Raw genomic sequence first — 23,485 nt, forward strand, 5'->3', positions numbered from 1 at the left:
CGAAAAGAAGCGAACCGATCTCGTTTCGGCCGTTCTTCGGCAGCTCCGGGTTAAGTGGCCCGAAGGGCAATGCTCTGGTTTACGACCCGCTTCCGCGGAAAACGCCGCCGGCTTCCTGAACGACTTGCCGCGCTAGCGCTTCAATCGACGCAGGATCGGCGGGCGCCGCCGGAAGTGCGGCGGGATCGCGAAGCGTCCAATACGCCAAAAATTCAATGTTGCCTTCGCCTCCCGTTATTGGAGAGAAGGTAAGGCCCTGCAGGCCAAAGCCCAGCCCGTCCGCGAAGAGGAGCACCTCCTTGACCACGGAGACGTGAACCGCGGAATCGCGAACGACCCCGGACTTGCCTACCTGATCCCGTCCCGCTTCGAACTGCGGCTTGATCAGCGCGACCGTACCGCCTCCGGGCTTCAGAAGCGGAGCGAGCGCCGGCAGAATCAGCTTCAGCGAGATGAAGGACACGTCGATCGTCGCGAAGCTCGGCGGCGGCCCTTGCAGCTGCTCAGGCGTCACATGGCGGAAATTCGTCCGTTCCATGACGCAGACCCGCTCGTCTTGGCGCAGCGACCAATCGAGCTGATTGTAGCCAACATCCAGCGCATAGACGAACGCAGCGCCGTTCTGCAGCGCACAGTCGGTAAATCCGCCGGTCGAAGCGCCGATATCGAGCATCGTCTTGCCCTGAAGATCAAGGCCGAAGTGGCGAATCGCCTTCTCCAGCTTCAAGCCGCCGCGGCTTACATAGGGATGCGGAGCGCCCTTCACGATGATCGCCGCGTCTCTTGGCACCTTCGTTCCCGCCTTGTCAATCTTCTCCGAGCCGATCAGCACAAGCCCCGCCATAATGGCAGCCTTCGCCTTCTCCCGGCTCTCGAAGTATCCTTGCTCTACGAGGAGAACATCCAAACGTTCCTTAGCGTTAGCCGTCATCGAGAATTCGCTCACGTCGCTTTCTGGCGCACGCGAACCGCCATGGCGCGAATCTGCTGCGCTACATCTTCCGCCGTCAGTCCCACCTCGTCGCGCTGCTCCTTGATCGAAGCATGCTCGATGAACCGGTCCGGCACGCCGGTTAATCCGATCGACAGGTGATGGATCTGATGAGCGGCGTAGAACTCAAGCACCGCGCTGCCGAGACCGCCTGCGATCGCTGTCTCTTCGAGCACGAGCAACGGCAATCTCTCCTGCGCCAGCGACAGCAGCATCTCCTCATCGAGCGGCTTCACGAAGCGCGCGTTAACGACCCGAAGATTGATTCCTTCGCGCTTCAGCAGCTCTGCGGCTTCTTCCGCCACTTGAACCATCGGTCCGATGGCGAGCACAGCCGCGTAATCGCCTTCGCGCACTACCTCCCAGCTGCCGATCGTAAGCGGCTGCGGCTCCTCGTCCATCGGTACGCCTCGCGCGTTCACGCGCGGGTAGCGGATGGCGATGGGGCCGTCATTATAGTCGACTGCGGTCTTCATCATCCGGCGCAGCTCGTTCTCGTCCTTCGGCATCATGAGCACGATGTTTGGAATGTGCCGCAGGAAGGCGATGTCGTAGACGCCTTGGTGCGTCTCGCCGTCCGGTCCGACGAAGCCGGCTCGGTCGATCGCGAAGATGACGTTCGCATTATGGCGGCAAATATCGTGCACGACTTGATCGTAGGCACGCTGCAGGAACGTCGAGTAGACGGCGAATACCGGTTTAAGCCCCTCCATAGCAAGAGCCGCGCACATCGTTCCAGCATGCTGCTCGGCGATGCCGACATCGAACATCCTCTCCGGGAACCGCTTCTGAAATCCGAGCAAGCCGGATCCTCCTGGCATGGCCGGCGTGACGGCGACAATTCGTTCGTCCTTCTCCGCCAGTTCGATCAGCGTGCTGCCGAACACTTCCGTGTACATCGGCGGTCCTACCGACTTCACGACTTGACCGGATTCAATCTTATACGGCGAGATGCCGTGCCATTTGTGCGAATCGGCTTCGGCAGGCGTATAGCCTTTGCCCTTCACGGTCAGCACGTGAATCAGCACAGGGCCGCTCACCTTGTCAGCTTGGCGGAACGTCTCCATCAGCTTCTCGATGTCATGGCCGTCAACCGGACCGAAGTAAGTCAAGCCGAACTCTTCGAAAAGCATGCCGGGCACGACCAGATACTTCAGGCCGTCCTTGAACCGCTCCGCCGTCTTGGCGAGCTTGCCGCCAACGGCTGGAATTTTGCGCAGCAGCGATTCGAATTCTTCCTTCGCCTTGCGGTAAGTCTTGTCTGAGCGAACTTTGCCAAGATAGTTGTGCAGCGCTCCGACGTTCGGCGCGATCGACATCTCGTTATCGTTCAGCACGACGGTCAAATTGCGCTTCTCATGTCCGATGTGATTCAAGGCTTCGAGAGCCATGCCGCCTGTCAGGGCGCCGTCGCCGATCACGGCGATGACTTTATTCTTCTCGCCCTTCAAGTCGCGGGCGATCGCCATGCCGGCCGCTGCCGACAGAGACGTGCTGCTGTGACCAGCTTCCCAGACGTCATGCTCGCTCTCCGAGCGCTTGACGAATCCGCAGAGCCCGCCCTTCTGCCGCAAGGTGTCAAACCGGTCCATGCGGCCCGTCAGCATTTTGTGAACATATGCTTGGTGCCCGACGTCAAACAAGAACTTGTCGCTCGGACTGTTATACAAATAATGCAGCGCAATCGTTAGCTCTACGACACCCAGATTGGGCGCCAGATGGCCTCCTGTCGCCGATAGTTTCTCGATTAGAAATTGACGGATCTCCTGCGCCAATTGCGGCAGCTCCGATAACGAGAGCTTCTTCAGGTCCGCCGGACTGTCGATACGATCGAGCAGCAAATGTGTCACCGCTTTCCCTCAAGCAGGCGCTATCCTGGCAGCCGCCGCTCGCGCGAGACTTGCCGGTGCGTCTTCTTGATGATGGATAATACGCCTATTATAGCATAACCGGATTTTAAAGCCCAAGGGTCCGCCATCCAGTTTCGGGAGGCTTCGACGGCAAGGGCGAACGATTGTCCGGATGTCCCTCGATGCGTCGGGGCGATCTTGGCTTGTAACGCGCGGGCTTTGTTTGATCCCGGCGAAATCTGGAGCGGCAACTTCGTCAGCAGCTCGGGCGTACGAATCTATTTGGACGCGTACTGCGAACGCCTGCAGCTCGGACTGGAATGCGATGGCTTCGTTGCTCACGGAGAGATGCTGACGCGCGACCGCTTCTCATTCGAGCGAATGCGCGTTCGTTCGATGCAAGGGTATCGATAAGCACCGTTCAGCTGTGACGAGTTGGACAAGAAGCCGGAGGCTTGCCAGCGTTTCATGCATGAGACTGCAGGGCAGGTTGGGTCCAACAAAAATTGCCTCCGTGACCCGATTCTATCGGGCGGCGGAGGCAATTGAGGAAGTGTGCGCTGAGTGATGGCGCGGCAGCAGTCTATTCTAGTGATCCCGATTCATGATCGATCGGGCCATGTCGGCCAGCAGATCCGTGCGTGCGAGCGCTGCCGACGCAAGCGCTTCGATTGCTTCGTTCGTCAGATCGTTCACTCGCCGACGGCTCTCCTCCAAGCCGATCAAATAAGGATACGTCACTTTGCCCTGCCGTTCGTCGCTTCCGAGCGGCTTGCCAAGCTTCGCTTCCTCGCCTGTCACATCCAGAATGTCGTCCTGGATCTGGAAGGCAAGCCCGACATTGCGTCCGAACAATCCGAGCGCTTCCAGCTGTCGATCGCTCGCTTCTGCCGCGTGGCCGCCTGCCCGCAGCGCAAATGCGATTAGGTCGCTCGTCTTGTGCAGATGAATGCGTTCGAGCTGCTCAAGAGAGGTAATCCCCTGCTCGCCTTCCATGTCGTCCGCTTGGCCCCCAACCATGCCCGGCAAGCCTGCATAACGGGCCAATTCGGACACAACAGCGAGCGCGCGTTCGGCTGGAACGCCTAAAGCTGCAGCGCGCGACGCTTCGTAGAAAGCATGCGGCAGCAGCCCGTCTCCAGCTAGAATTGCCATCGCTTCGCCGAATACCTTGTGATTCGTCAGGCGGCCGCGGCGGTAGTCGTCGTTGTCCATCGCCGGCAAGTCGTCGTGGATCAGCGAATAAGTATGTACCATCTCCACCGCAACGGCGAATGGCATCGCCTTGCGGTGAATGCTCTCGTCGCCGGCTGCGCACTCGGCCGCGGCGAGAACGAAGATCGGGCGAAGCCGCTTGCCGCCCGCTTCGAGTGAATAGGCCGCCGCTTCCCGAAGCCGCGGCGAGATGTCCCATTCAGCGGGAATCGCTTGCCGCAGTGCGGCTTCCACCCGATCCCGCTGCAGTTGCATGTATGTGCCAATCGCTTGGTGCTGCTTCACTTCGTGATTAGTCCCCTTTGTCCGCGGCGGAATCCTCGCGAGCAGGCGCGAAGGGCTTGTGTCCTACGCCATTCTCATCCTCCACCAGCATCTCAATGCGCCGCTCAACCTGCTCGAGCTTGCGCCCGCATAGCCGGGAGAGCGCCATCCCTTCCTGATACAGCTCGATGGCTGTCTCCAGCGGCACGTCGGAGCTCTCCAGACGGGTCACGATCCGTTCGAGACGCTCCATCGCTTCCTCAAACGAGATGGCGTTCTCTCCTTCGCCGAGAACCGGCTTGTCCATTCCCGCTTCATTCGTCTCCGGATTAGCTTCCATTCGCGATCTCCTCCCCTTGAAGTCCCCATACTTGGCAATCCAGCTTGCCGTCCGCCAGCCGCACCTTAATCAGGTCGCCTGGCTGCACCTCGCTAATGCTGCGGATGAGGCGCTTCTCGTCCTCGTCATATGCGAGGCTGTAGCCGCGCGCCATAATCTTCAGCGGGCTCAGCGCATCCAACTGCCGCAGAATCGCGCCGAAGCCCTTCTGGCGCTCGCGGAGCAAGCCGCGCATCGCCAGTTCCAGTGCGCGCGCGGCGCTGTCCGCCCGCTTGCGCGCATAGGCCGTCTGCTCCGCGGGGCTGACCGCGGACAGCCGGCCATTCAGCCGCGCGAGCCGCTCACGCGTCCGCGCGAGGTGCCCTTCTGCGCGATAGCGAAGCCGGTCGCGCAGTCGGTCCAGCTGCTCGGCTCTCGCGAGCAGCGCCCTTCGCGGCTGCGTGAAGAAGGGCGATCGCGCAGACCGCTGCCAGCGCTCGCGCTTCGCTGCGACAGCCAGCCGCAGCGACTTCGCCATGCGCAGCTCGAACGAGCGCAGCTCCTGGCGCAGCTCCATAGCGTGCGGCACGGCGAGCTCGGCTGCCGCAGTCGGCGTCGCCGCCCGCAGATCCGCCACGAAGTCGGCGATCGTGAAGTCCGTCTCATGACCGACAGCCGAGATGACGGGAATGCTAGAGGCGCGGATCGCCCGAGCGACGATCTCTTCGTTGAACGCCCACAGCTCTTCGAGAGAGCCGCCTCCTCGGCCGACAATGATGACGTCGACTTCAGCAAGCCGGTTCAGCGTCTCAATTGCCTTCACGATTGACGGCGCAGCCGCCTTGCCTTGAACCGAAGCCGGATAGAGCAGCACCGGCACGGACGGTTGACGCCGCTGCAGCGTGATCAGTATGTCCCGCACGGCAGCTCCAGTCGGCGAAGTGATGACGCCGATCGCCTTCGGATAGCGCGGAATGGACCGCTTCGCCGCCTGAGCGAACAGCCCTTCCGCCTCGAGCTTCCGCTTCAGCTGCTCGAATGCCAGGTACAGGCTGCCGACGCCATCCGGCTGCATCGCCGTCACATAGAATTGATATTGCCCGTCCCGCTCGTAGACGGATACGCCTCCCCTGGCCAGCACCTTCATGCCGTCCTTCGGCAGGAACGGCAGGCGCTGGTTGTGGGAGGCGAACATAATGCTCTTCAGCCTTCCGCTCTCATCCTTAAGCGTGAAGTACATATGACCGCTGGAATGACGGGTGAAGTTGGAGATCTCGCCCCGTATCCATATATCCTGAAGATGAACGTCTCCCTCCAGCTTCATCTTGATGTAGCGGTTGATCTCGCGGATGCTGAGCACCTTCGCCGGTTCCATCGTATCACCCCACCACTGCTGATCTTGCCGATAGCCCGCCCGACCGGCCGCCGGATTCGCCCAACTAAGCGGCTCGCCGAGCTTGATGCTAAGATTGTCCGTCACGCCCGATCGGCTTAACCGCTTCAGGCCACCCAACACTGTCCCCTTCTACTGGCCGGACAACGCAGTTCACCTGCCTGCGGGCCAGACAATACCCTGCATCTGCTGCGGGTTAGCCGACGCCGTGCGCCCGCTTCGCTGCCTTCAGCGTATTCTGCATCAGCATCGTAATCGTCATCGGCCCGACGCCGCCCGGTACAGGCGTAATCCAGCCTGCGACGGGAAGAACATCTTCATAGTCAACGTCTCCGCACAGCTTGCCGTCTTCCTGGCGGTTTATGCCGACATCAATGACGGCTGCGCCCGGCTTCACCCAATCCCGCTTCACCAGCTTCGGCACGCCGACCGCAGCGATGACAATATCGGCTTCACGCGCGACAGCCGGAAGATTCGGCGTTCGCGAGTGCGCGATCGTCACCGTTGCATTCTCTCGCAAGAGCAGCATCGATACCGGCTTGCCGACGATATTGCTGCGGCCGATCACGACCGCGCGCTTGCCTGCAGGAGAGACGCCGGAGCGCTTCAGCAGCTCGATGACGCCTGCAGGCGTACACGGCAGCAGCGAGTCGTCCCCAATCATCAGGTTGCCGACGCTGACCGGATGGAAGCCGTCTACATCCTTGTCTACCGAGATCGCGTCGATTACCGCTTTCTCTTCAATATGTTTCGGCAGCGGAAGCTGCACGAGGATGCCGTTAATCTCTGCTTCGCCATTCAATCTAGCAATCAGCGCCAACAAGTCGGCCTGCGAAGTGTCAGCCGGCAGACGATGCACTTCCGAATAGAAGCCAAGGTCTTCGCAGGCCTTGGCTTTGTTGCGAACATAGACTTGCGAAGCTGGATCCTCTCCGACCAACACGACTGCCAAGCCGGGGCGGATGCCCTTCTCTAGCAGATCGGCTGTCTCCCGCTTGATCTCCTCGCGAATCGCATTCGATATGCTCTTGCCGTCGATGATCTGTGCGCTCACTTAAGCATCTCCTCCCCGGTCCCCCATGTCCGAAGCCTTCTCCGCAGGCGCGTGCTGCACCTGCTTCTCTCGAATCATGCGCCCGAGAACGCCGTTGACGAACTTGCCGGACTCCTCCGTGCCGAAGTGCTTGGCCAATTCGATCGCTTCGTTCACGACGACCTTCGGAGGCACATCCGGACGGAACTGCAGCTCATAGGCGGCCAACCTCAGAATCTGATGGTCGACACGCGACAGCCGATCAACCTGCCAGCCCGTCAGTGCGCGCTCCAGCGTCCGATCGATGTCCTCTCGCTTCGCATAGATGTCCGCAACCAGCTCCCGCGTGAAAGCGTCGACAGCCGCAAGTCCTGCTACATCCGCTTCGATCTCATTGTCGTGACGCGCTTCTTCCATGACGGCGTCAACAGCAGCTTGCCCTTCGACTCCGTTCATGTCCATCTGGTACAAGCTTTGTACCGCAATCTCCCTTGCCAATCTGCGCTTCATGAATCCTCCGATCCGATTCCTTCATCCGATTACTTCTTGCAATTATAGTGCCCAATCCAACCCGTTACTCGCTCAACGCGGCCAAGGCCAGCGGCTGGTCAGCCAATCGGTCACGCGCTCCAACGGCAGCAGCGGACCGCGCTTCTCGTCCCGCAGCTTGCCGAACCAATAGCCGATCGCGACAAGAAACCCGCAGAACAGCATGTCCCAGAACCCGGCGAATAAATAGATAAAAAAGAAAAAGAGTCCAGCGACAACGCCGGCGGACCTGCCGCCGTACGTCTCCCACCAAGATTTCCACATGGCGGCGCCCTCCTATTCCACGCGGCTCTTGAACGTGGTCGGCGCTTGTGTCACGTTAGCGATGTAAACCGATACTTCCGCAACGGGGATTCCGGTTGTCTCTTCTACCTGCTGGGCGATCGATTTCTGCATCTCTTCGGACAGGGACGGAATGGCTGTCTCGCCGTCGATGAAGGCGCGAACGACGATCTTGAGACCCGAATCGGCAGCATGGACCCGTGCTCGCAGGTCTTTGACCCCTTTGGTGCGCGAGGCCGCTTTGAGCGCGATGTTCTCCACCGTCTCGACGGAGATGCGAATCTCCCCGTGATCCGTCCTCTGATTAATGGACGGCGCGCTGCTTCCATCGCGCTTCACCGATACGATAAAGAATCGCAGGCTGAAGAGCAGGAGCAAAGCCGCGATCACGATGACCGTCGTCTGCACGCTTACGCTTCCTCCATCGACGTTCGCGACGGCATCCGTCAGGAAGTCTCTCTCGACGCCTCCGCTAGCGACAACGATCGCCACGATCGAGGCGATTCCGATCACGAGACTATACAAGAACAGCAACAGTCGATCCAATACTTTTATCAACGGACGTCTCCTCCAGTCATGACAAACAAATGACCCCCGACCTGCGAAAAAGCGCCTGACAACCGTCCCCTCTGGAGAGGACGGCCATCACGGCGCCGGCATCCGCAGCCGGAGGCAATGCGTCTCGCCGGGACAAGTCCCGAAACGTCCGCCTTATCGGACACGCGTATGCGAATCGTCTTCTTCTGGTTTGTCCGCCGCCTTGAACTGTACATCGTGAATATGTACGTTCACTTCGACGACGTTAAGTCCGGTCATGGTCTCGATCGACCGCTTGACGTTGCGTTGGATCTCTGCGGCGATCTCGGGAACCTTCCGTCCGTATTCCACGACGATATTGACATCGATGGCGGCTTCGCGCTGCCCGACCTCAACCTTGACGCCTTTGGACAAGTTCTTGCGGCCCAGCATCTCGGCGATCCCGGAGGAAATGCCGCCGCTCATGCCTGCGACGCCTTCGACCTCGACGGTTGCAAGACCCGCGATTACTTCGATAACTTCTGGAGCGATTTGAATGGTGCCCATCTCGGTCCGTTCATACTCAGGTACCAAAGTCTCCACTTCTCAAATCCACCTCCTCATGCGATGGATGTCCGGCAAGGACATCCATTTCACTATTCATACTATAGCATTACGCAAGATTTATGACAAACCTCATGCGATTCGATTATCGTTCGGCTTCGGACCCATGCGGCGCATGGATGTCATATTCCTCCAGGAACTTGATATCGAAAGTTCCCTTGGCGAATATCGGGTGCTCCAGCAGCTTCAGATGGAACGGAATCGTCGTCTTGACGCCTTCGATCATGAATTCGCTGAGCGCGCGCCGGCCGCGGTCGATCGCTTCCGCACGTGTCGGAGCCCATACGATCAGCTTCGCGATCATCGAGTCGTAATGCGGCGAGATCATATATTGCGGATAAGCGCCGCTGTCCACCCGGACGCCAGGTCCTCCCGGCGGGAGATAGAAGCCGATGCGGCCCGGAGACGGCATGAAGTTGCGGTCCGGATCCTCCGCGTTCACGCGGAATTCGATGGCGCAGCCGTCGAACCTTACTTGCTCCTGCGTGAAGGAGAGCGGATGCCCTTCGGCGATCGAGATCATCTCTTTGATCAGGTCGATGCCGGTAATCATCTCGGTGACGGGATGCTCGACTTGGATTCTCGTGTTCATCTCCATGAAGTAGAACTGGCCGTCCGGTCCGAGCAGGAATTCAATCGTGCCCGCTCCGGAGTAGTCTACCGCTTTGGCCGCGCGCACGGCCGCTTGGCCCATTCGCTCGCGCAGCGCCGGCGTCATGATTGGGCAAGGCGCTTCTTCGACGAGCTTCTGACGGCGGCGCTGCACAGAGCAGTCGCGCTCGCCTAAATGGCAGACGTTGCCGTGCTTGTCGGCGATAATCTGAATCTCGACATGCTTCATGCCCGTCAAATATTTCTCAAGGTAGACGCCGGCGTTGCCGAACGCCTTCTGCGCTTCCTGCTGCGCCGTCGATATCTCGCGGATGAGCGACTCTTCGTCCTCCGCGAGACGGATGCCGCGGCCGCCGCCGCCGGCCGTCGCTTTGATGATGACCGGATAGCCGATCGAGCGTGCGACGCTGACGGCTTCGTCCAAATTCTCGACCAATCCATCGCTGCCGGGAATGACCGGCACGTCGGCTTCCTTCATCGTCTGCTTCGCGACAGACTTGTCGCCCATCCGGCTGATCGCATCGGCGGAAGGGCCAATGAACGTAACATTGCACGATTCGCAGATATCCGCGAAGTCGGCGTTCTCCGATAGGAATCCGTACCCCGGATGAATGGCGTCGCATTCGGTCAGCGTCGCGACGCTCATAATGTTGGTCAAGTTCAAATAGCTGTCTTTGGAGGCGGTCGGCCCGATGCAGTAGGCTTCGTCGGCCAGACGGACGTGTAGCGATTCGCGGTCCGCCTCGGAATAGACCGCTACGGTCGCAATGCCGAGCTCGCGGCAGGCGCGAATGATGCGAACGGCGATCTCGCCGCGGTTCGCAACCAAGATTTTTTGAATTTTCAAGGCTTGAAATCCCCCTTTGATGTCGCCGGAATTGCTGCTAACTTAGGAAGATTCGGCGATTATTCCGGCTTCACGAGGAACAGCGGCTGGCCGAATTCGACGAGCTGGCCGTTCTCGACCAGAATCTCCACGATCTCGCCCTTGACTTCCGCTTCCAGAGGATTCATGAGCTTCATCGCTTCCAGAATGCAGACAACCGTCTTCTCGGTCACGCGGTCGCCCGTATGCACGAACGGAGAAGCGTCGGGGGACGGAGCCCGGTAGAACGTCCCAACCATCGGGGAGACGATCTTGTGAAGGCCTGCGCGGTCTGCCGCTTGGCTTGGAGCGGATTCGGCAGCTGGCGATTCCTGCAAAGCAGCAGGCGCGGGAGCGGCAGGAGCCGGAACGTATGTATGCGCGATCGGCGCCGACTGCACGTTAACGACCTCCGTCTTGCCCGGCTTGCGAATCGCCAGCTTGGCTCCTTCGTTCTCGAGTTCCAATTCGTGAATGGACGTTTGATCCACCAATTTGATCAGTTCTTTGATTTCGCTTAATTTGAACATTTGTGCGGACACTCCTTGATTTTGGGGTTCCCGTGTACGGCATTATCCAATCTTAGGTATAACGGAACTATTATAACATAGATGAGTTATACGTCCACTGTCCCATCTGTCTATCTTTTCTCATTGCCAAGAGGCGGGATAAACATACTTGCGATAACCGCACAATGCAGAAGAGCCCGGTTGCCCGGGCTCTTGGCTATTGCTCTTAAGGATTGGAAATGTACTGGACGGAGACTTGGCCCGGTCCGACATTGAGCTCCTTCATCGCCGTCTCGACGATGGTGACGGCCTCTTGCTTGTCGAGTTTGTCCGCCTGTACGACGACTTTGTAATTGTTATTCGTCTCTTCAACGACTGCGTTGCCGTATTCGCCGTTCAGCTTCGTCTCAAGGCTGGTGATTCTCTCTTCCGTATCTTCGAGATGATCCAGCTCTGCCCGCGCGTCGGCCGCTTCCTCGAGCGAATATTTGCTCGTATTGCCGATGATGGCGTTCAGCCGCTCTTGCTCTTGAGAGATCTTATTGAGACGATCCAGCTGTATTTGATCGAAGTAGGCTCTACCGGTCTGGCTGTTGTACTGCTCCAGCACGGCCTCATCGCCCGGGCTCAGCGCGGAATCGCCGTCCTCGCCGTTCGCCGCCGCCCCTTGGTCCGTTCCGTCTCCTGTCGAGCTCTCAACTTCGGATACTTCCACATCGCCCGCATTGCCCGTAATGCCGTCCTGCACTTCGTAGCCTGCGTTGTCGGCTGTCTTCGTCGCCGAAGGCGCGTCTTCCGTGAACAGGTAGTACGCAGACAGAATGACCATCAAACTCAGCATCGATACCAGCCAGATCGTTTGTCTTCTGTTATTCATACATTCTCTACCTCCTGTTATGAGTTGATATTGCTGATTATTGCTTGCGAGGAACGACGGAGATTCGATGCGTAGGCACATCCAGTCCCTTCGCCACCGCTTCGACAATGATGCGCTGCACGGTGGCGTTCTCCGCGCCTCGCGCGACGACGAGCACGCCGCGAATCTCCGGGCGCAGCTTCTTGACGACGATCGGCGTCTGCGAGCCGCCAGACACTTCGTACATGGCGACCTGGCCCTCTCTCGTAATCTCGGTGATGTGCCGCTTGGCGCCGTTGCGGTCCGTCTCATCCGTCAGTTGCTGCATCGTCTTCTCGTCCAACTGGACGACTGTCTCCTCGGTCGACTCCACGCTCACCATGACACTCGCCGTTCCAACGCCGACGATCTGCTCCAGCATCTCCTTCAGCCTTGTCTCCAGCGACGACTCAATGTCCAGGAACGGATCCTTGACTTCGCCGTCTCCAGCGGCGAGAAGGGCCGCCTGCTGCGTATCTTCTGACGCGCCTGCTGACGGGACTGCCGGATCCTGCGTCGGAGGGACGGTCTTGATATTCAAGAACGAAGCGATCAGCAGCAAGGCGGCGCCGATAAGCCCGATGAGGATCAGCCACCGGAATGCCTTGACGCGGCGTGGGCCTCCGGGACCTCCTCCGATATACGACTCCAATTGCTGCAGCCACTTGGCCATGCTGCCCACCCTCTCTCTTCCTTGGCCGAATCAATTAGCGGAATCGGAAGCTGCCTTCCAGACGATCACCCGCTCCGGCGCAACTCCGAATCGGGTCTGCAGCAGTGCGGCCACGCGGCCGGACAATTCGGCGTCCTCCGCCTTCGCGCCTTCGCTTGCGGCAGCCGGGACGTTGTCCGGCTTCTCGGAGCCGCCGTCTCCTGCGCCGGCATCGGTTCGCGCTCCTGCGCCTGCACCCGCATCTGCATCCGATCCCGCCATCTCATCGATTCGAATGTCCACCGGCGCGACCGGCTCGACATCGGCGATCGGGGCGCTGTCCTCTTCCGATTCAGAGATGCCAGCGTTCATGCCGGCTTCAGCTTCGGACATGGTCAGCTCGACCCGGGATACCCGCGGAACTCCCGATCCATCCGGCTCCGTCTGTACGTCGACGCTCCTGACAGCCCCGAATCCCGCCTCCTCCACGGCGGCCCGAATCTCGGCTGACAGCCGCGCCGTCGCCAGCCGCGCTGCCTGCTCGTTCCATGCCTCGCTTAGCCTTTGACCTTCTGTCTCGATCTGTGCCAGAGCTTCTTCGTCCCTTCCGTAAGACAGCTGAACCGCGCCGATGTTCGCGGACAGCTTCTCGCTGAAGTCGCTTCTGAACCAGGACAGGACGGGAGTCGCGACGGTCAAGAGCACGAGCAGGCCGGCCACGAGCCGAACGTATCGCTGCATCGTCTGATTCGGCAGGATAAGGTCGACGAGAGACACGAGCAGTACGACCGCGACGATACGTCCGAGCCAGGCGGCCAGTTCCGCCATCATGTCGATTCCCCCTTTGGCTTCGTCAACGCAGCATAATCGAAGCGTTGCCAGCCGTCAGGATGATCGTGACCGCCAGGAAGAACATGAGGCCGACCGAAGCCAGCGCGGCGAACACGAAGATGAGTGTCTTGCCGATCGTCTGCAGGCATTGGACGATCGGCGTATCGCCAAGCGGCTGGAGAACCGCTGCCGACACGTTGAAGATGAACGCCAGCGTCAGTACCTTGACGGCAGGGAACGCGCATAGGAACAGCAGAATGACTACGCCTGCCAAACCAACCGCATTTTTGACCAGCAAGCTTGCTGACAGCACGGTATCGGCCGCGTCCGAGAACATGCGTCCGACCACGGGCACGAAGTTGCCGGTAACGAATTTAGCCGTCTTGAGCGCGATGCCGTCGGCAATCGCTCCCGTCGCTCCTTGAATCGAGATGACGCCGAGGAACACGGTGAGCAGAACGCCCATCAGCCCGACCGCAGCGCTTCGGAGCAAATTCGCCAGCTGCGTCACCTTGTAACGGTCCGACAGCGTGCTGACCAAGTGAAGCACCGCGGAGAAGAACAAGAGCGGGAAGACGACCAGATGAATCAAAGTTCCGACGGTATGGATCATGAACACAATGAGAGGATGAAGCACAGCCACCGTCGTAACGCCGCCCGTGCTCGCCAGCAGCGTCAGCAGCAGCGGCACCATCGCCATCATGAACTGAACCATGTTGCCGATCGCGTCCGCCGCGTATTGGGTCGCTGACCGAAAGCTGTTGACGGCGATGATGAGCAGCACCATGTACGCGACGGCATAAGCGACTTTGCTGACTGTATTGCGTTCGAACGCGTTCTGCATCGTCTCTAGAATCATCGTGAACACCGCGAGCATGACAATTGTCACGACCAGCTTGCCGCTGTACAGCACTTCGTGCAAGAAGAACCGAAGCAAGCCGATCAACGCGCTGCTCGGGTTCCAGCTCTCCCCGGAAGGGAACATCAGCTGCTGCAGGCTTGGCGCTTGCCCGTCCGGGAAGTAGCCTCCGTATTCGGAGCGAAGCTTGTTCCAGAACTGCTCGATCTGCCCCATGTCGACGTCTCCCGCCTGCTGCCGGGCCAGCTCGTCTGTCATTCGCGCCGCGTCCGTACCGGGCGCGGGCGACGGCGTCTGCGCCGGATCGGCGAAGGCGGTCAGCGGCAGCATCGACAGCAGAAAGGCGGAGAGCAGCAGCACGAGGGAGGCAAGACTTGCTCTGCGTTGCGAATCTTGCCGGAGGCGCAAGTCCCTCCCTCCTCTCCTCTGCCACGGACGGGCACGATCGGTCACACCGGCAGCAAGTTGAGCACTGTCTCGATAATGACGCTGATGATCGGGACCGCCATGACCAGAATTAACATTTTGCCGGCAAATTCGATTCGGGACGCGATGTTCTCCATGCCGGCGTCCCGCACGATCTGGGCGCCGAATTCGGCGACGTACGCGATGCCGATGATCTTCAGCATCGTCTTCAGATATACGGAAGGTATGCCCGAGCGATCGGCCAGGTTCTCCAGCACCGAGACGACGCTGCCGATCTTGCCGATCATGGCAAGGAAGATGGCTACGCCGACGAATGCGGAGAGCAGAAACGCAAACATCGGCTTCTGTTCCCGAACGACGAGAATTAGCACGGCTGTCAGCAGCCCGATGCCTACGATCTGGAGAATTTCCACCTTCCTCACCTGCCAAGAAGTTCGCTAGTCGGACCTGTGACTTCCGCTACTGGAACAGGAATATCGTCTTGATCTCCTGGAACAATTCATTCAATAATCGCACCACCATAAACAGCACGACGACGAAGCCGATGACGGTGACCCAATGCGCCATATCTTCCTTGCCCATCTGCTTCAGCACCGTATGAATCATGGCGACGATTATGCCGATGCCGGCGATCTGGAATATCGTGCTGACGTCGATGTTCATCGTTCCGCCCCCTACTACAGCATCAGGATGACGACCAGGGCGGCCCCAAGCACCCCAAGGCTCCGGCTCAGCTTCTCGTACTTCTGCTGCTCTTCTCTGGCTGCTGTCTCTTCCGCCTGCAGCTGCAGCATCGCAAGCCGGACGTGCTTCAATTGGTCCTCCTTGCCGCTGCCGCCGAGCGTAGCGCCGAGACGAAGCAGCGCCTCCCGTTCTCCCCCTCGCATCGAGGTGGACGGCCATCCGTCCGCGAAGGTCCGTTCCCAGCACTCCCGAACAGTGACGCCTGTTCCCGAGCGAAGCGCGGAGGCGACCTGAGCGAAGAGCGCGGAGAGGGGCTTTGGAATGGCTTGCGCGACTCGCTGCAGCGCCTCGGGAAGTGGCGTCTGACCGTAGCCGATCTCGGTCTCGAGCCGTTGCAGCGCGTGGAGCAGGTGCCGGATCTGGCGAGGCCTCTCCGCGAATCTCGCGCCTTGCGCAAAACCGATCATCGTTCCGGCGAACAGCACGAGAGCCGCTCCGATCAGCTTAAGCATGACCGCCTCCGCCGCTGTCAAGCGGGTTCGGCAGCGAGCTTAGCGGCGGATTCGGCGAGCGAATCGGCGGCATCGGCCTTGCTCTGGCCGCGAGCTCGGGCGATGCGCCGGGAGCCCTCCCCGCTGCCGGCGGAACGGCTGCAGGCGCTTCTCTCGGAGTATCTCTTGGCGCATCCCTCGGCGCGGCCCATGGCCGCATTCCGTGGCGACGGCGCATCGCCTCTTCAGCTTCCGCCGAGTTGAATACGCTATGCTCCACGCGTCCGCCGCTGCGGGAGAGCAGCACATAGGCCCCGAACATCCCTTCGTCGGCCAATGCCGCGAGTGCGGGGCGCTTGAAGACATCGGCCAAATCCGAGGCATGCGCCGTCGCGATCACTCTGACGCCGGCGTGGAGCGCTTCCCGCAGCGCCTCCGCGTCCTCCGGCCGGCCAATCTCGTCGGCGACGACGACTTCCGGCGACATGGAGCGGACGAGCATCATCAGACCCTCCGCTTTCGGGCAGGCATCGAGCACATCGCAGCGCGGACCTAAGTCGAACGTCGGTACGCCTCGCTCGCAAGCGGCGATCTCCGAACGCTCGTCGACGATCCCGACTTTGCGTCCACCCCAGCTGCGGGCGATCGGATCATTCCAATCCCCCGAGCTGACGGCTCTCGCCAGATCGCGGAGCAGCGTCGTCTTGCCCTGCTGAGGCGGCGATAGGATCAGCGTATGGCGAACTGTGCGCGCGCTTCTATCCAGCAGCATCGGAAGCAGCTTCGACGAACAGCCGGTTCGCGCCCTTGCGATCCGCACATTAAATCCCGTAATGTCGCGCAGATGACGAACGCTTCCGCCCTCCAGCACGGTTCGGCCGGCCAGTCCGATCCGATGGCCGCCGGCAACGGTCACATAGCCTCGCCGCAATTCTTCTTCCACTGCATACAGCGAATGATCGGTAAGAGATTCGAGCAGCGCGCGGCAATCCTCTCTTGTAGGCTTGTAGCCGGAGCGGTAATCGCCTCCGGCGGTTCCATCGGGTCGGATGAAGGCGAAGCGTCCTCCGTAACCGATCTCTAGCGGCCGCATCTCCCGGATCCGGATCTCTTCCAACTCGCCCTTGACGGACTCCGGAAGCCCGGCGAGCAGCGTCCTGACGGGCAGCGGCATAAGCTCGAACAAGGCGTGCAGCATCGGGATATCCCCCTTCCCCGAGAGTAGTCCATAGCTGTACCATATGTATGCTTGGACGCTTGTTTTATGCCTGCTTGGCCTCTGCCAATCTACTTCTTGAAGATACCGATCAATAGACACGAGACGCCTACCGTCACCCAAATGAACTTCACGGGAGACAGCTTGTCCGCCAATCCCGACAGGCCGATCGTCGTCGTCGTGAGCAGCACGATCGGTCCTACAAGCGCCAGCATGGAATTGACGGCAAGCGCCTTCTGCACTTCGTTGAACTTCAACATGACGAGCGCGGCGGTCAATTCGATGCTGCCGGAGACGATTCGGAGCAGCGCCATGCTAAATACGGTCTTATCCATCCGTCTCCCCCCTTTCACCCCAAGTTTGTCCGTGTTCTACTCTATGCGTCCTTATTGGACAACTTGCCCACTTTTCACCCGGACGGTCTGCCGTCTCGCGGGGCACCCGCCTACCTCGCCGCGCATATATTGACTTTGCGAAGCTTACCGAACGCCATGGACGGTAAACTCAACCTTCATACGAGGAGAGCTGCATCATGGAGATCAGAATTGGCGCCTCTTGGCCGGCCGCATTGCAAGATCCGAGCGAATCCCGAACGTTCAAGCCCCGGTCCTCGGGATTGACGATGGTTATCGACAAAGGGCTCGGTCCGCAAGCCTTCGCGGATATGCTGGCTACCTCAGCGCCATTTATCGATTTCGTCAAGATTGGGTTCGGCACTTCGCCGCTCTATCCCATCCCCCTGCTTCAAGAGAAAATTAATTCGGCGCGGCAGGCGGACATCGCCGTCTTTCCCGGCGGGACGCTGCTGGAGGCTGCCGTCCGGCTGAACGTCGAAGGCAAGTTCTTCGAGACGGTCCTCGACCTAGGCTTCGACGGCGTCGAGGTGTCGGACGGCACGATCGAGTTAAGCCGGAAGAAGCGCGATCAACTCATTCGGGAAGCGACACAGCTCGGTCTTCGGGTGTTCACCGAATACGGGAAGAAAGCGACCGGTTCGCGAGTCGTGCTGGACGATCTGCGCCGAACGGCGGAGACGGACCTGCAGTGCGGCGCGGAGCTGGTGACCGTCGAAGCGAGGGAATCGGGCCTCGGCGTCGGCCTGTTCGACGAGAGCGGCGGCTGCCGGGAGGACGAACTTCGTTCGCTCGTGAACAAGCTGCCTTTCGCGAAGAACTTAATGTGGGAAGCGCCTCGCAAAAATCAGCAGGTCGATCTGCTCATGATTCTCGGATCGGATGCGAATTTGGGCAATATCCCGCCGCACGAGGCCATTCCGCTGGAGACGCTGAGGCGCGGATTGCGGTCGGATACGTTCGCGCTCCATCGCTCGATCTCCGATTATGTCATCTGACCGATCGGACGCCTGATACGGCTGCAATGGAACAAGCCTCCCGTTCTAAGCGGGAGGCTTGTTCCATATCGATAAGAGAGAGGGTTCTCCCCTCGCTCACTCTGCCGGCAGCGGCGAGGATTAGGGGCGTTGCGGTTCATGAACGGGGATATTGTGCTTGTTGCGCTAATCGTCATCGGATTGATCGGCCGCTCACCGATCATTACGACGGCAGCTTGCGTGCTGCTGATCGTCAAGCTGGTTCATCTGGAGCGCTATCTCCCCTCCATCGAACGAAGGGGACTGGAATTCGGCCTGCTGTTCCTGACGCTCGCCGTGCTGGTGCCGTTCGCATCCGGCAAGGTGCAGGCGAAGGATTTCCTCGCGATGTTCACGAGCTGGACGGGCTGGGTCGCGCTGTTCGGAGGAGCCATCGCTACTTACTTGAACGGCAAAGGGCTGGAGATGCTCAAGGTGGACCCGCAATTGATCGTCGGGCTCGTCATCGGCTCGATCGTCGGCATCGTGCTGCTGCGAGGCGTGCCTGTCGGCCCATTGATGGCAGCCGGCATCACGGCTTTCATTCTGAAAATTCTCCAGCTCTTCACGGAGAAGTGAAGCCGGCCGCCGCACGTTAAGCTGCAAACGAAAAACCCGCAAACGACAGGCATTCCAGCCTTCGCTTGCGGGTTATGTTCGATTGGAAGCTATTAGATCGGGAAGCGATTAGCGGCGATCTTGAGGGCCGCCGACGAACGCGGCCTCCGCCGTATCCAGCCCGTAGGCCGTATGCAGCGCTCGCACGACGTCTTGAAGCGACTCGGCGGCAATAACGCAGGAGCACTTGATCTCCGACGTGCTGACCATCTTGATGCTGACGCCCTGCTGCGAGATGACCTCGAACATCTTGGCCGCGACGCCTGGATTCGACACCATGCCGGCGCCGACGATCGACACCTTGACCAAGCCCTCTTCGTAGGTTGCTTCACGATATGGCACGATGCTGCGAATGTTCTCGATTACTTCCAGCGCCTTCGGGCGATCAACGAGCGATACGGAGAACGAGAAGTCGGCCTTGCCGTTCAGCACTCCGCTTTGAACGATAATATCCACGTCGATGCCTTCCTTGGCCAGCGCGCCGAACACGTTCGCCAGCACGCCTGGCAGGTCCTCTACTCCGAGAATGCTGATGCGCGCCACGTTCTTGTCGAATGCGATGCCGCTGACGACAACTCCTTGTTCCATTGCCGGTTCCTCCCTCACGAGCGTTCCTTCATTCTGGGTAAAGCTTGAGCGAACGACGAGATGCACCTGATTGTGCTTCGCGTATTCGACGGCCCGCGGATGCAGAACGGCGGCGCCGAGATGGGCAAGCTCCAGCATCTCATCATATGAGATTACGTCCAGCTTGCGAGCGCATTTGACGACGCGGGGATCGGTCGAATAGATGCCGTCCACGTCTGTATAGATCTCGCATACGTCGGCCTTCAAAGCGGCAGCCAGCGCCACCGCGGTCGTATCGGAGCCGCCGCGTCCGAGCGTTGTAAGCTCGCCGTCTTCGGTCATGCCTTGGAAGCCGGCGACGATCGCAATCTCGCCTTCCTCCAGCGCAGAGAGCAGCCGCTTCGGCGAAATATCCGTAATTCGCGCCTTGCCGTGAACGGATTCGGTCGTGATGCCCGCTTGCCAACCCGTGAACGACTTAGCCGAATGGCCGAGATTGTGAATGGTCATCGCCAGCAGCGCGACGGAGATCTGCTCGCCTGTCGTGAGCAGCATGTCCATCTCCCTCGCAGGCGGTTCTGCGTTCAATTCCTTGGACTTATCGATCAGATCGTCGGTGGTATCCCCCATCGCGGACACGACAACGGCAACCCGGTGGCCCTGCAGCTTCTTGTCGATAATGCGCTGCGCCACGCGTTGCATCCGTTCTGTGCTGCCTACGGAACTGCCGCCGAACTTCATTACGATTAATGACAACGCGGTCTCACTCCCCGATAATACTTCTGCATACAGCAGTATATTATAGCACAAGAAGAATGGCCCAGGAATAGAAAAACACTATCGCTTCACCGCAGCAGCGCATGTACATTTTGTGGCAATAAAAAAAATCCTCGCTCCAGCCATAAGAGGCTAGAGCAAGGATTCCGTTCACCTGGGACTCCCATGTTACGCGCGCGAGACGTATTTGCCTTCGGCGGTGTTGATCGTCAGAACGTCGCCTTCGTTAATGAACAGCGGCACTTGAACGGTCAGGCCCGTCTCCAGCTTGGCGGCCTTCGTCGCGCCGGTAGCCGTGTTGCCCTTGATGCCGGGCTCGGTCTCAACGACCTTGAGGTCGACGGAGTTCGGCAGGTTAATGCCGATGATCTCGCCTTGGTAGCTGGCGATGTTAACGGTCATGTTCTCGGTCAAGAAGTTGATCTCCCACTCAAGCTGCTTCTTGTCGAGATTGAACTGATCATAGGTCTCGTTGTCCATGAACGTATACTCGCTGCCGGAGTTATACAGGTATTGAACCGCGCGGTTCTCGACATGGGCGCGAACAACGTTCTCGCCGGCTCGGAACGTCTTCTCGACGACGTTGCCGTTGCGCAGGTTCTTCATCTTCGTGCGGACGAAAGCGGCGCCTTTGCCCGGTTTAACGTGTTGGAAGTCGACGACGGAACAGAGGTCCCCATCCACTTCAATGGTCAAGCCTGTCTTCAAATCGTTAACGGAAATCACTGCAAAAATTCCCTCCTGTGGAAAACGTGGCTCCCTTAATCCAGAACGATAAGTTCTTTCGGCGAGCTAGTAAGTATTTTAATCCCGTCATTCGTCATAACGACGGCGTCTTCGATGCGAACGCCCCCAAATCCGGGGAGATAAATGCCGGGTTCGACCGTGACAACCATGCCGGGGGTTAAAATCGTGTCGGAGTTGCGGGACAATCTCGGCTCTTCATGGATCTCCATGCCAATGCCGTGACCCGTACTATGACCGAAATATTCACCATAACCATACCTTGTAATGATATCTCTCGTCAAGGCATCGGCTTCGCTGCCCGTCAGGCCAGTGCGCAGATGCTCCAGCGCATACAGCTGCGCCTCTAGGACGATGCCGTAAATCTCGCGGTGCTTGTCGGTCGGCTGTCCGACAACGACCGTGCGCGTAAAATCTGAGACATAGCCTTTGTAATAGGCGCCGAAGTCAAGCGTAACAAAATCTCCCTTGCCGATGACGCGATCGCTCGCGACCCCGTGCGGAAGCGCAGAGCGTTCGCCCGATGCGACGATCGTATCGAACGAGGTGCCGGTCGCGCCATGGCTGCGCATGAAGAATTCAAGCTCAAGCGCTATGTCGGACTCCTTCGCGCCCGGCTTAATGAACTGCAGGATGTGCTGGAACGACTTATCCGTCAGCTCCGCCGCTTCCTGGATGATCTTAAGCTCGTTCTCGTCCTTCACGACTCGAATCTGTTCAACGATTCCGTTCGAGACCTTCAATTCGATCGGCTGAACCTTCTCTTTAAGAGTCGAGTAGGAGGCGAAGTTCAGATCCTGTTCTTCGAACAGCAGCGTGTTAACTCCCCACCCGCGAAGCAGCCCGGCGACGTCCTCGTACACGTTCGTTCCGTGCTCGACGATCTCAAAGCCGACAGCCTGCTGCGGGGCTTGTTCGCGATAACGGAAGTCCGTCAGCAGTACCGCTTCGTTAGCGGTAATTAGCACCACGCCGGACGAACCGGTAAATCCGGTCACATATTTGCGGTTGATCGCGCTAGTCAACAGCAGCGCTTCCTGCCCAAGCTCAGCCAGCTTGGCGCGCAACTTCTTCACTCTGTCGTTAGGCATGTCTCTTGTCCCCTCCTAGTTAAGCGGTCGTCGGCGAAATGCCGAGATGCCGGCACAAGGCCAGCAAGCCTAGCTCGTAACCGAGCGGACCAAACCCGGCAATCTGTCCGATGCATGCCGAGGCGGTCAGCGAGACGTGACGGAACGCTTCCCGCTTATGTATATTGGACAGATGCACTTCGACAGCCGGAAGGCCGACGGCGGCGAGCCCGTCGCGCAGCGCGTAGCTGGTATGCGTCAGCGCGCCCGGATTGATCAGAATGCCGTCATGGCGGCCGTAAGCCGCATGAAGCTCGTCAAGCAGTGCGCCTTCGTGATTCGATTGGAAGAAGTGCAGGTCAACGCCCAGTCCGGCGGCAACCGCGCGCAGCTCTTGCTCGATCTCCTTCAGCGTCTTAGCGCCGTATACGCCGGGTTCGCGAATGCCGAGCATGTTCAAATTAGGTCCGTTCAGCACAAGAATATTAGGCATATCCCGCTCTCCTTCGTCCGTAGTCCGCTACCTCCGGCAGACGGAACGCAGCGCTTCGTCTACCGGCAATGATCGCCAAATCATTGTATCATAGCGGGAGGCGGAGAGGCTAGAGCATCAGGAGGAGGGCTGCGGCTCCCTGCCGCTCTTGCCTGGCTTGCCGATCGGCTCGCGAGCCGCTTCGTCGTTGAATTCGAACGCGATGCTGTATCCGATGAACAGCCCCCATATGATATAGAGGCACAGCTCGGTAATAATCGTCGGCCAACCCAGCGTCTGAACCGGCTCCGCCAAGCCTGTCCGCGGGCCGAGGACGAGGAACAGCAGCGCCCACCAAGCGGCGCCGAACGCGATGCCGGGCCATGGTCCGCGCAATCGGCCGAGGAGCAGCCAGTAGACGAGGGCTGCGACGACGGACATGGCGATGAACAGCAGCAGGCCGATCCATTGCCAACCGGCGCTTGCCAGCACGTTCCGCCGAACGAAGGGGTCGGCCAGGAACGCCTGCGGAACCATCGTGAACTTGAATCCCGCGGCCAGCCAGCGCGCCAATCCCCAGAACAAGCCCGCGAACGCGCCTACAATGACGGAGAAGTAGAATGGATTCGTCTTCTCCGCATATTCTCTTCGGTCATGACGATGCTCTCCCCCATGCTCCCGATGCTTCCGATGATCCTGTCGAACTGCTCGGCGATGAGCCTGACGTCCCTCGCCGCGAATCTCTTCGTTGTCATGCATTTGTTGCAGCGCCGCCTTTCCCTATAGATGTAC

Annotated in this window: 29 protein-coding genes; 3 read left to right on the forward strand and 26 right to left on the reverse strand. The window is 59.5% G+C overall.

Translation table 11 applies throughout. The features are described 5' to 3' along the window. Positions 1-79: 79 nt before the first annotated feature. Together H4Q31_RS03510 and dxs are read right to left on the reverse strand one after the other, a co-directional pair. On the reverse strand, positions 80-931 hold the full coding sequence (locus H4Q31_RS03510; protein ID WP_185177683.1) for a TlyA family RNA methyltransferase: 852 nt from the start codon (positions 929-931) through the stop codon (positions 80-82). Between the two features lie 11 nt (positions 932-942). Continuing rightward, on the reverse strand, positions 943-2,832 hold the full coding sequence (dxs, locus tag H4Q31_RS03515; protein WP_185177742.1) for a 1-deoxy-D-xylulose-5-phosphate synthase: 1,890 nt from the start codon (positions 2,830-2,832) through the stop codon (positions 943-945). Positions 2,833-3,039: 207 nt separating this feature from the next. Between dxs and H4Q31_RS03520 the strand changes: the two genes are divergently transcribed. After that, positions 3,040-3,255, forward strand: a complete 216-nt coding sequence (locus H4Q31_RS03520; RefSeq protein WP_185177684.1) for a hypothetical protein — start codon at positions 3,040-3,042, stop codon at positions 3,253-3,255. Between the two features lie 174 nt (positions 3,256-3,429). On the opposite strand, the gene H4Q31_RS03525 is transcribed toward H4Q31_RS03520, so the two are convergent. The 19 genes from H4Q31_RS03525 to H4Q31_RS03615 all read right to left on the reverse strand — a co-directional run bounded on the left by H4Q31_RS03525 (position 3,430) and on the right by H4Q31_RS03615 (position 17,411). Continuing rightward, on the reverse strand, positions 3,430-4,341 hold the full coding sequence (locus tag H4Q31_RS03525) for a polyprenyl synthetase family protein (protein ID WP_376698205.1): 912 nt from the start codon (positions 4,339-4,341) through the stop codon (positions 3,430-3,432). Between the two features lie 7 nt (positions 4,342-4,348). Continuing rightward, a complete protein-coding gene (xseB, locus tag H4Q31_RS03530; protein WP_245347250.1) occupies positions 4,349-4,627 on the reverse strand; it encodes an exodeoxyribonuclease VII small subunit in 279 nt (92 codons plus the stop codon). A 22-nt stretch (positions 4,628-4,649) separates the two neighbouring features. Continuing rightward, positions 4,650-6,014, reverse strand: a complete 1,365-nt coding sequence (xseA, locus tag H4Q31_RS03535) for an exodeoxyribonuclease VII large subunit (RefSeq protein WP_185177744.1) — start codon at positions 6,012-6,014, stop codon at positions 4,650-4,652. Between the two features lie 214 nt (positions 6,015-6,228). Then, on the reverse strand, positions 6,229-7,086 hold the full coding sequence (folD, locus tag H4Q31_RS03540) for a bifunctional methylenetetrahydrofolate dehydrogenase/methenyltetrahydrofolate cyclohydrolase FolD (protein WP_185177686.1): 858 nt from the start codon (positions 7,084-7,086) through the stop codon (positions 6,229-6,231). Further along, on the reverse strand, positions 7,087-7,575 hold the full coding sequence (gene nusB / locus H4Q31_RS03545; RefSeq protein WP_185177687.1) for a transcription antitermination factor NusB: 489 nt from the start codon (positions 7,573-7,575) through the stop codon (positions 7,087-7,089). Positions 7,576-7,647: 72 nt separating this feature from the next. Beyond that, a complete protein-coding gene (locus H4Q31_RS03550; RefSeq protein WP_185177688.1) occupies positions 7,648-7,878 on the reverse strand; it encodes a DUF2273 domain-containing protein in 231 nt (76 codons plus the stop codon). Between the two features lie 12 nt (positions 7,879-7,890). Continuing rightward, entirely contained in the window at positions 7,891-8,454 is a 564-nt protein-coding gene (amaP, locus tag H4Q31_RS03555) for an alkaline shock response membrane anchor protein AmaP (protein WP_185177689.1), read from the reverse strand. A gap of 153 nt (positions 8,455-8,607) precedes the next feature. Next, positions 8,608-9,015, reverse strand: coding sequence for an Asp23/Gls24 family envelope stress response protein (locus H4Q31_RS03560; protein WP_185177690.1), 408 nt, complete (start codon positions 9,013-9,015; stop codon positions 8,608-8,610). A gap of 106 nt (positions 9,016-9,121) precedes the next feature. Beyond that, entirely contained in the window at positions 9,122-10,495 is a 1,374-nt protein-coding gene (accC, locus tag H4Q31_RS03565; RefSeq protein ID WP_185177691.1) for an acetyl-CoA carboxylase biotin carboxylase subunit, read from the reverse strand. Between the two features lie 59 nt (positions 10,496-10,554). After that, a complete protein-coding gene (accB, locus tag H4Q31_RS03570; protein WP_185177692.1) occupies positions 10,555-11,043 on the reverse strand; it encodes an acetyl-CoA carboxylase biotin carboxyl carrier protein in 489 nt (162 codons plus the stop codon). Between the two features lie 205 nt (positions 11,044-11,248). Continuing rightward, positions 11,249-11,899, reverse strand: a complete 651-nt coding sequence (locus H4Q31_RS03575) for a SpoIIIAH-like family protein (protein WP_185177693.1) — start codon at positions 11,897-11,899, stop codon at positions 11,249-11,251. Between the two features lie 37 nt (positions 11,900-11,936). Beyond that, on the reverse strand, positions 11,937-12,590 hold the full coding sequence (spoIIIAG, locus tag H4Q31_RS03580) for a stage III sporulation protein AG (RefSeq protein WP_185177694.1): 654 nt from the start codon (positions 12,588-12,590) through the stop codon (positions 11,937-11,939). A gap of 30 nt (positions 12,591-12,620) precedes the next feature. Next, positions 12,621-13,400, reverse strand: a complete 780-nt coding sequence (locus H4Q31_RS03585; protein WP_185177695.1) for a stage III sporulation protein AF — start codon at positions 13,398-13,400, stop codon at positions 12,621-12,623. A gap of 22 nt (positions 13,401-13,422) precedes the next feature. Continuing rightward, complete coding sequence (spoIIIAE, locus tag H4Q31_RS03590; protein ID WP_185177745.1) at positions 13,423-14,589, reverse strand: stage III sporulation protein AE; 1,167 nt, start codon at positions 14,587-14,589, stop codon at positions 13,423-13,425. A gap of 119 nt (positions 14,590-14,708) precedes the next feature. After that, positions 14,709-15,098: a stage III sporulation protein AD gene (gene spoIIIAD, locus H4Q31_RS03595; protein ID WP_185177696.1), complete on the reverse strand. Its 390-nt coding sequence runs from the start codon at positions 15,096-15,098 to the stop codon at positions 14,709-14,711. A gap of 46 nt (positions 15,099-15,144) precedes the next feature. Further along, the gene (gene spoIIIAC, locus H4Q31_RS03600) at positions 15,145-15,348 is read right to left on the reverse strand and encodes a stage III sporulation protein AC (RefSeq protein ID WP_123040916.1); all 204 of its coding nucleotides are present in this window, start codon (positions 15,346-15,348) and stop codon (positions 15,145-15,147) included. A gap of 14 nt (positions 15,349-15,362) precedes the next feature. Then, positions 15,363-15,881: a stage III sporulation protein SpoIIIAB gene (gene spoIIIAB / locus H4Q31_RS03605; RefSeq protein WP_185177697.1), complete on the reverse strand. Its 519-nt coding sequence runs from the start codon at positions 15,879-15,881 to the stop codon at positions 15,363-15,365. Further along, entirely contained in the window at positions 15,874-17,058 is a 1,185-nt protein-coding gene (gene spoIIIAA / locus H4Q31_RS03610; RefSeq protein ID WP_185177698.1) for a stage III sporulation protein AA, read from the reverse strand. The genes spoIIIAB and spoIIIAA overlap by 8 nt, the downstream gene beginning before the upstream one ends. An 89-nt stretch (positions 17,059-17,147) precedes the next feature. Next, positions 17,148-17,411 (reverse strand): YqhV family protein, encoded by a 264-nt coding sequence (locus H4Q31_RS03615; RefSeq protein WP_185177699.1) that lies wholly within the window; start codon positions 17,409-17,411, stop codon positions 17,148-17,150. 197 nt (positions 17,412-17,608) lie between these two features. Here H4Q31_RS03615 and comA point away from each other — a divergent pair, with 197 nt between their 5' ends. Next, a complete protein-coding gene (comA, locus tag H4Q31_RS03620) occupies positions 17,609-18,427 on the forward strand; it encodes a phosphosulfolactate synthase (RefSeq protein ID WP_185177700.1) in 819 nt (272 codons plus the stop codon). Between the two features lie 138 nt (positions 18,428-18,565). Beyond that, positions 18,566-19,024, forward strand: coding sequence for a DUF441 domain-containing protein (locus H4Q31_RS03625; RefSeq protein WP_185177701.1), 459 nt, complete (start codon positions 18,566-18,568; stop codon positions 19,022-19,024). 108 nt (positions 19,025-19,132) lie between these two features. Here the strand turns inward: H4Q31_RS03625 and H4Q31_RS03630 are convergent, their stop codons facing one another. From H4Q31_RS03630 to H4Q31_RS03650, 5 genes are all read right to left on the reverse strand, one after another. Beyond that, on the reverse strand, positions 19,133-20,386 hold the full coding sequence (locus tag H4Q31_RS03630) for an aspartate kinase (RefSeq protein WP_185177702.1): 1,254 nt from the start codon (positions 20,384-20,386) through the stop codon (positions 19,133-19,135). 189 nt (positions 20,387-20,575) lie between these two features. Then, positions 20,576-21,133, reverse strand: coding sequence for an elongation factor P (gene efp / locus H4Q31_RS03635; RefSeq protein ID WP_185177703.1), 558 nt, complete (start codon positions 21,131-21,133; stop codon positions 20,576-20,578). A 35-nt stretch (positions 21,134-21,168) separates the two neighbouring features. After that, positions 21,169-22,242, reverse strand: a complete 1,074-nt coding sequence (locus tag H4Q31_RS03640; RefSeq protein WP_185177704.1) for a M24 family metallopeptidase — start codon at positions 22,240-22,242, stop codon at positions 21,169-21,171. Positions 22,243-22,261: 19 nt separating this feature from the next. Further along, on the reverse strand, positions 22,262-22,714 hold the full coding sequence (gene aroQ / locus H4Q31_RS03645) for a type II 3-dehydroquinate dehydratase (RefSeq protein WP_185177705.1): 453 nt from the start codon (positions 22,712-22,714) through the stop codon (positions 22,262-22,264). A gap of 117 nt (positions 22,715-22,831) precedes the next feature. Further along, positions 22,832-23,452 carry a YqhR family membrane protein gene (locus tag H4Q31_RS03650; RefSeq protein WP_185177706.1) on the reverse strand — a complete coding sequence of 207 codons (621 nt, stop codon included), beginning with the start codon at positions 23,450-23,452 and terminating at the stop codon, positions 22,832-22,834. Between the last annotated feature and the right edge of the window lie 33 nt (positions 23,453-23,485).

Origin of the sequence: Cohnella lubricantis (assembly GCF_014212015.1) — a bacterium.
In the GTDB taxonomy this organism is placed as follows: Bacteria; Bacillota; Bacilli; order Paenibacillales; family Paenibacillaceae; genus Cohnella; species Cohnella lubricantis.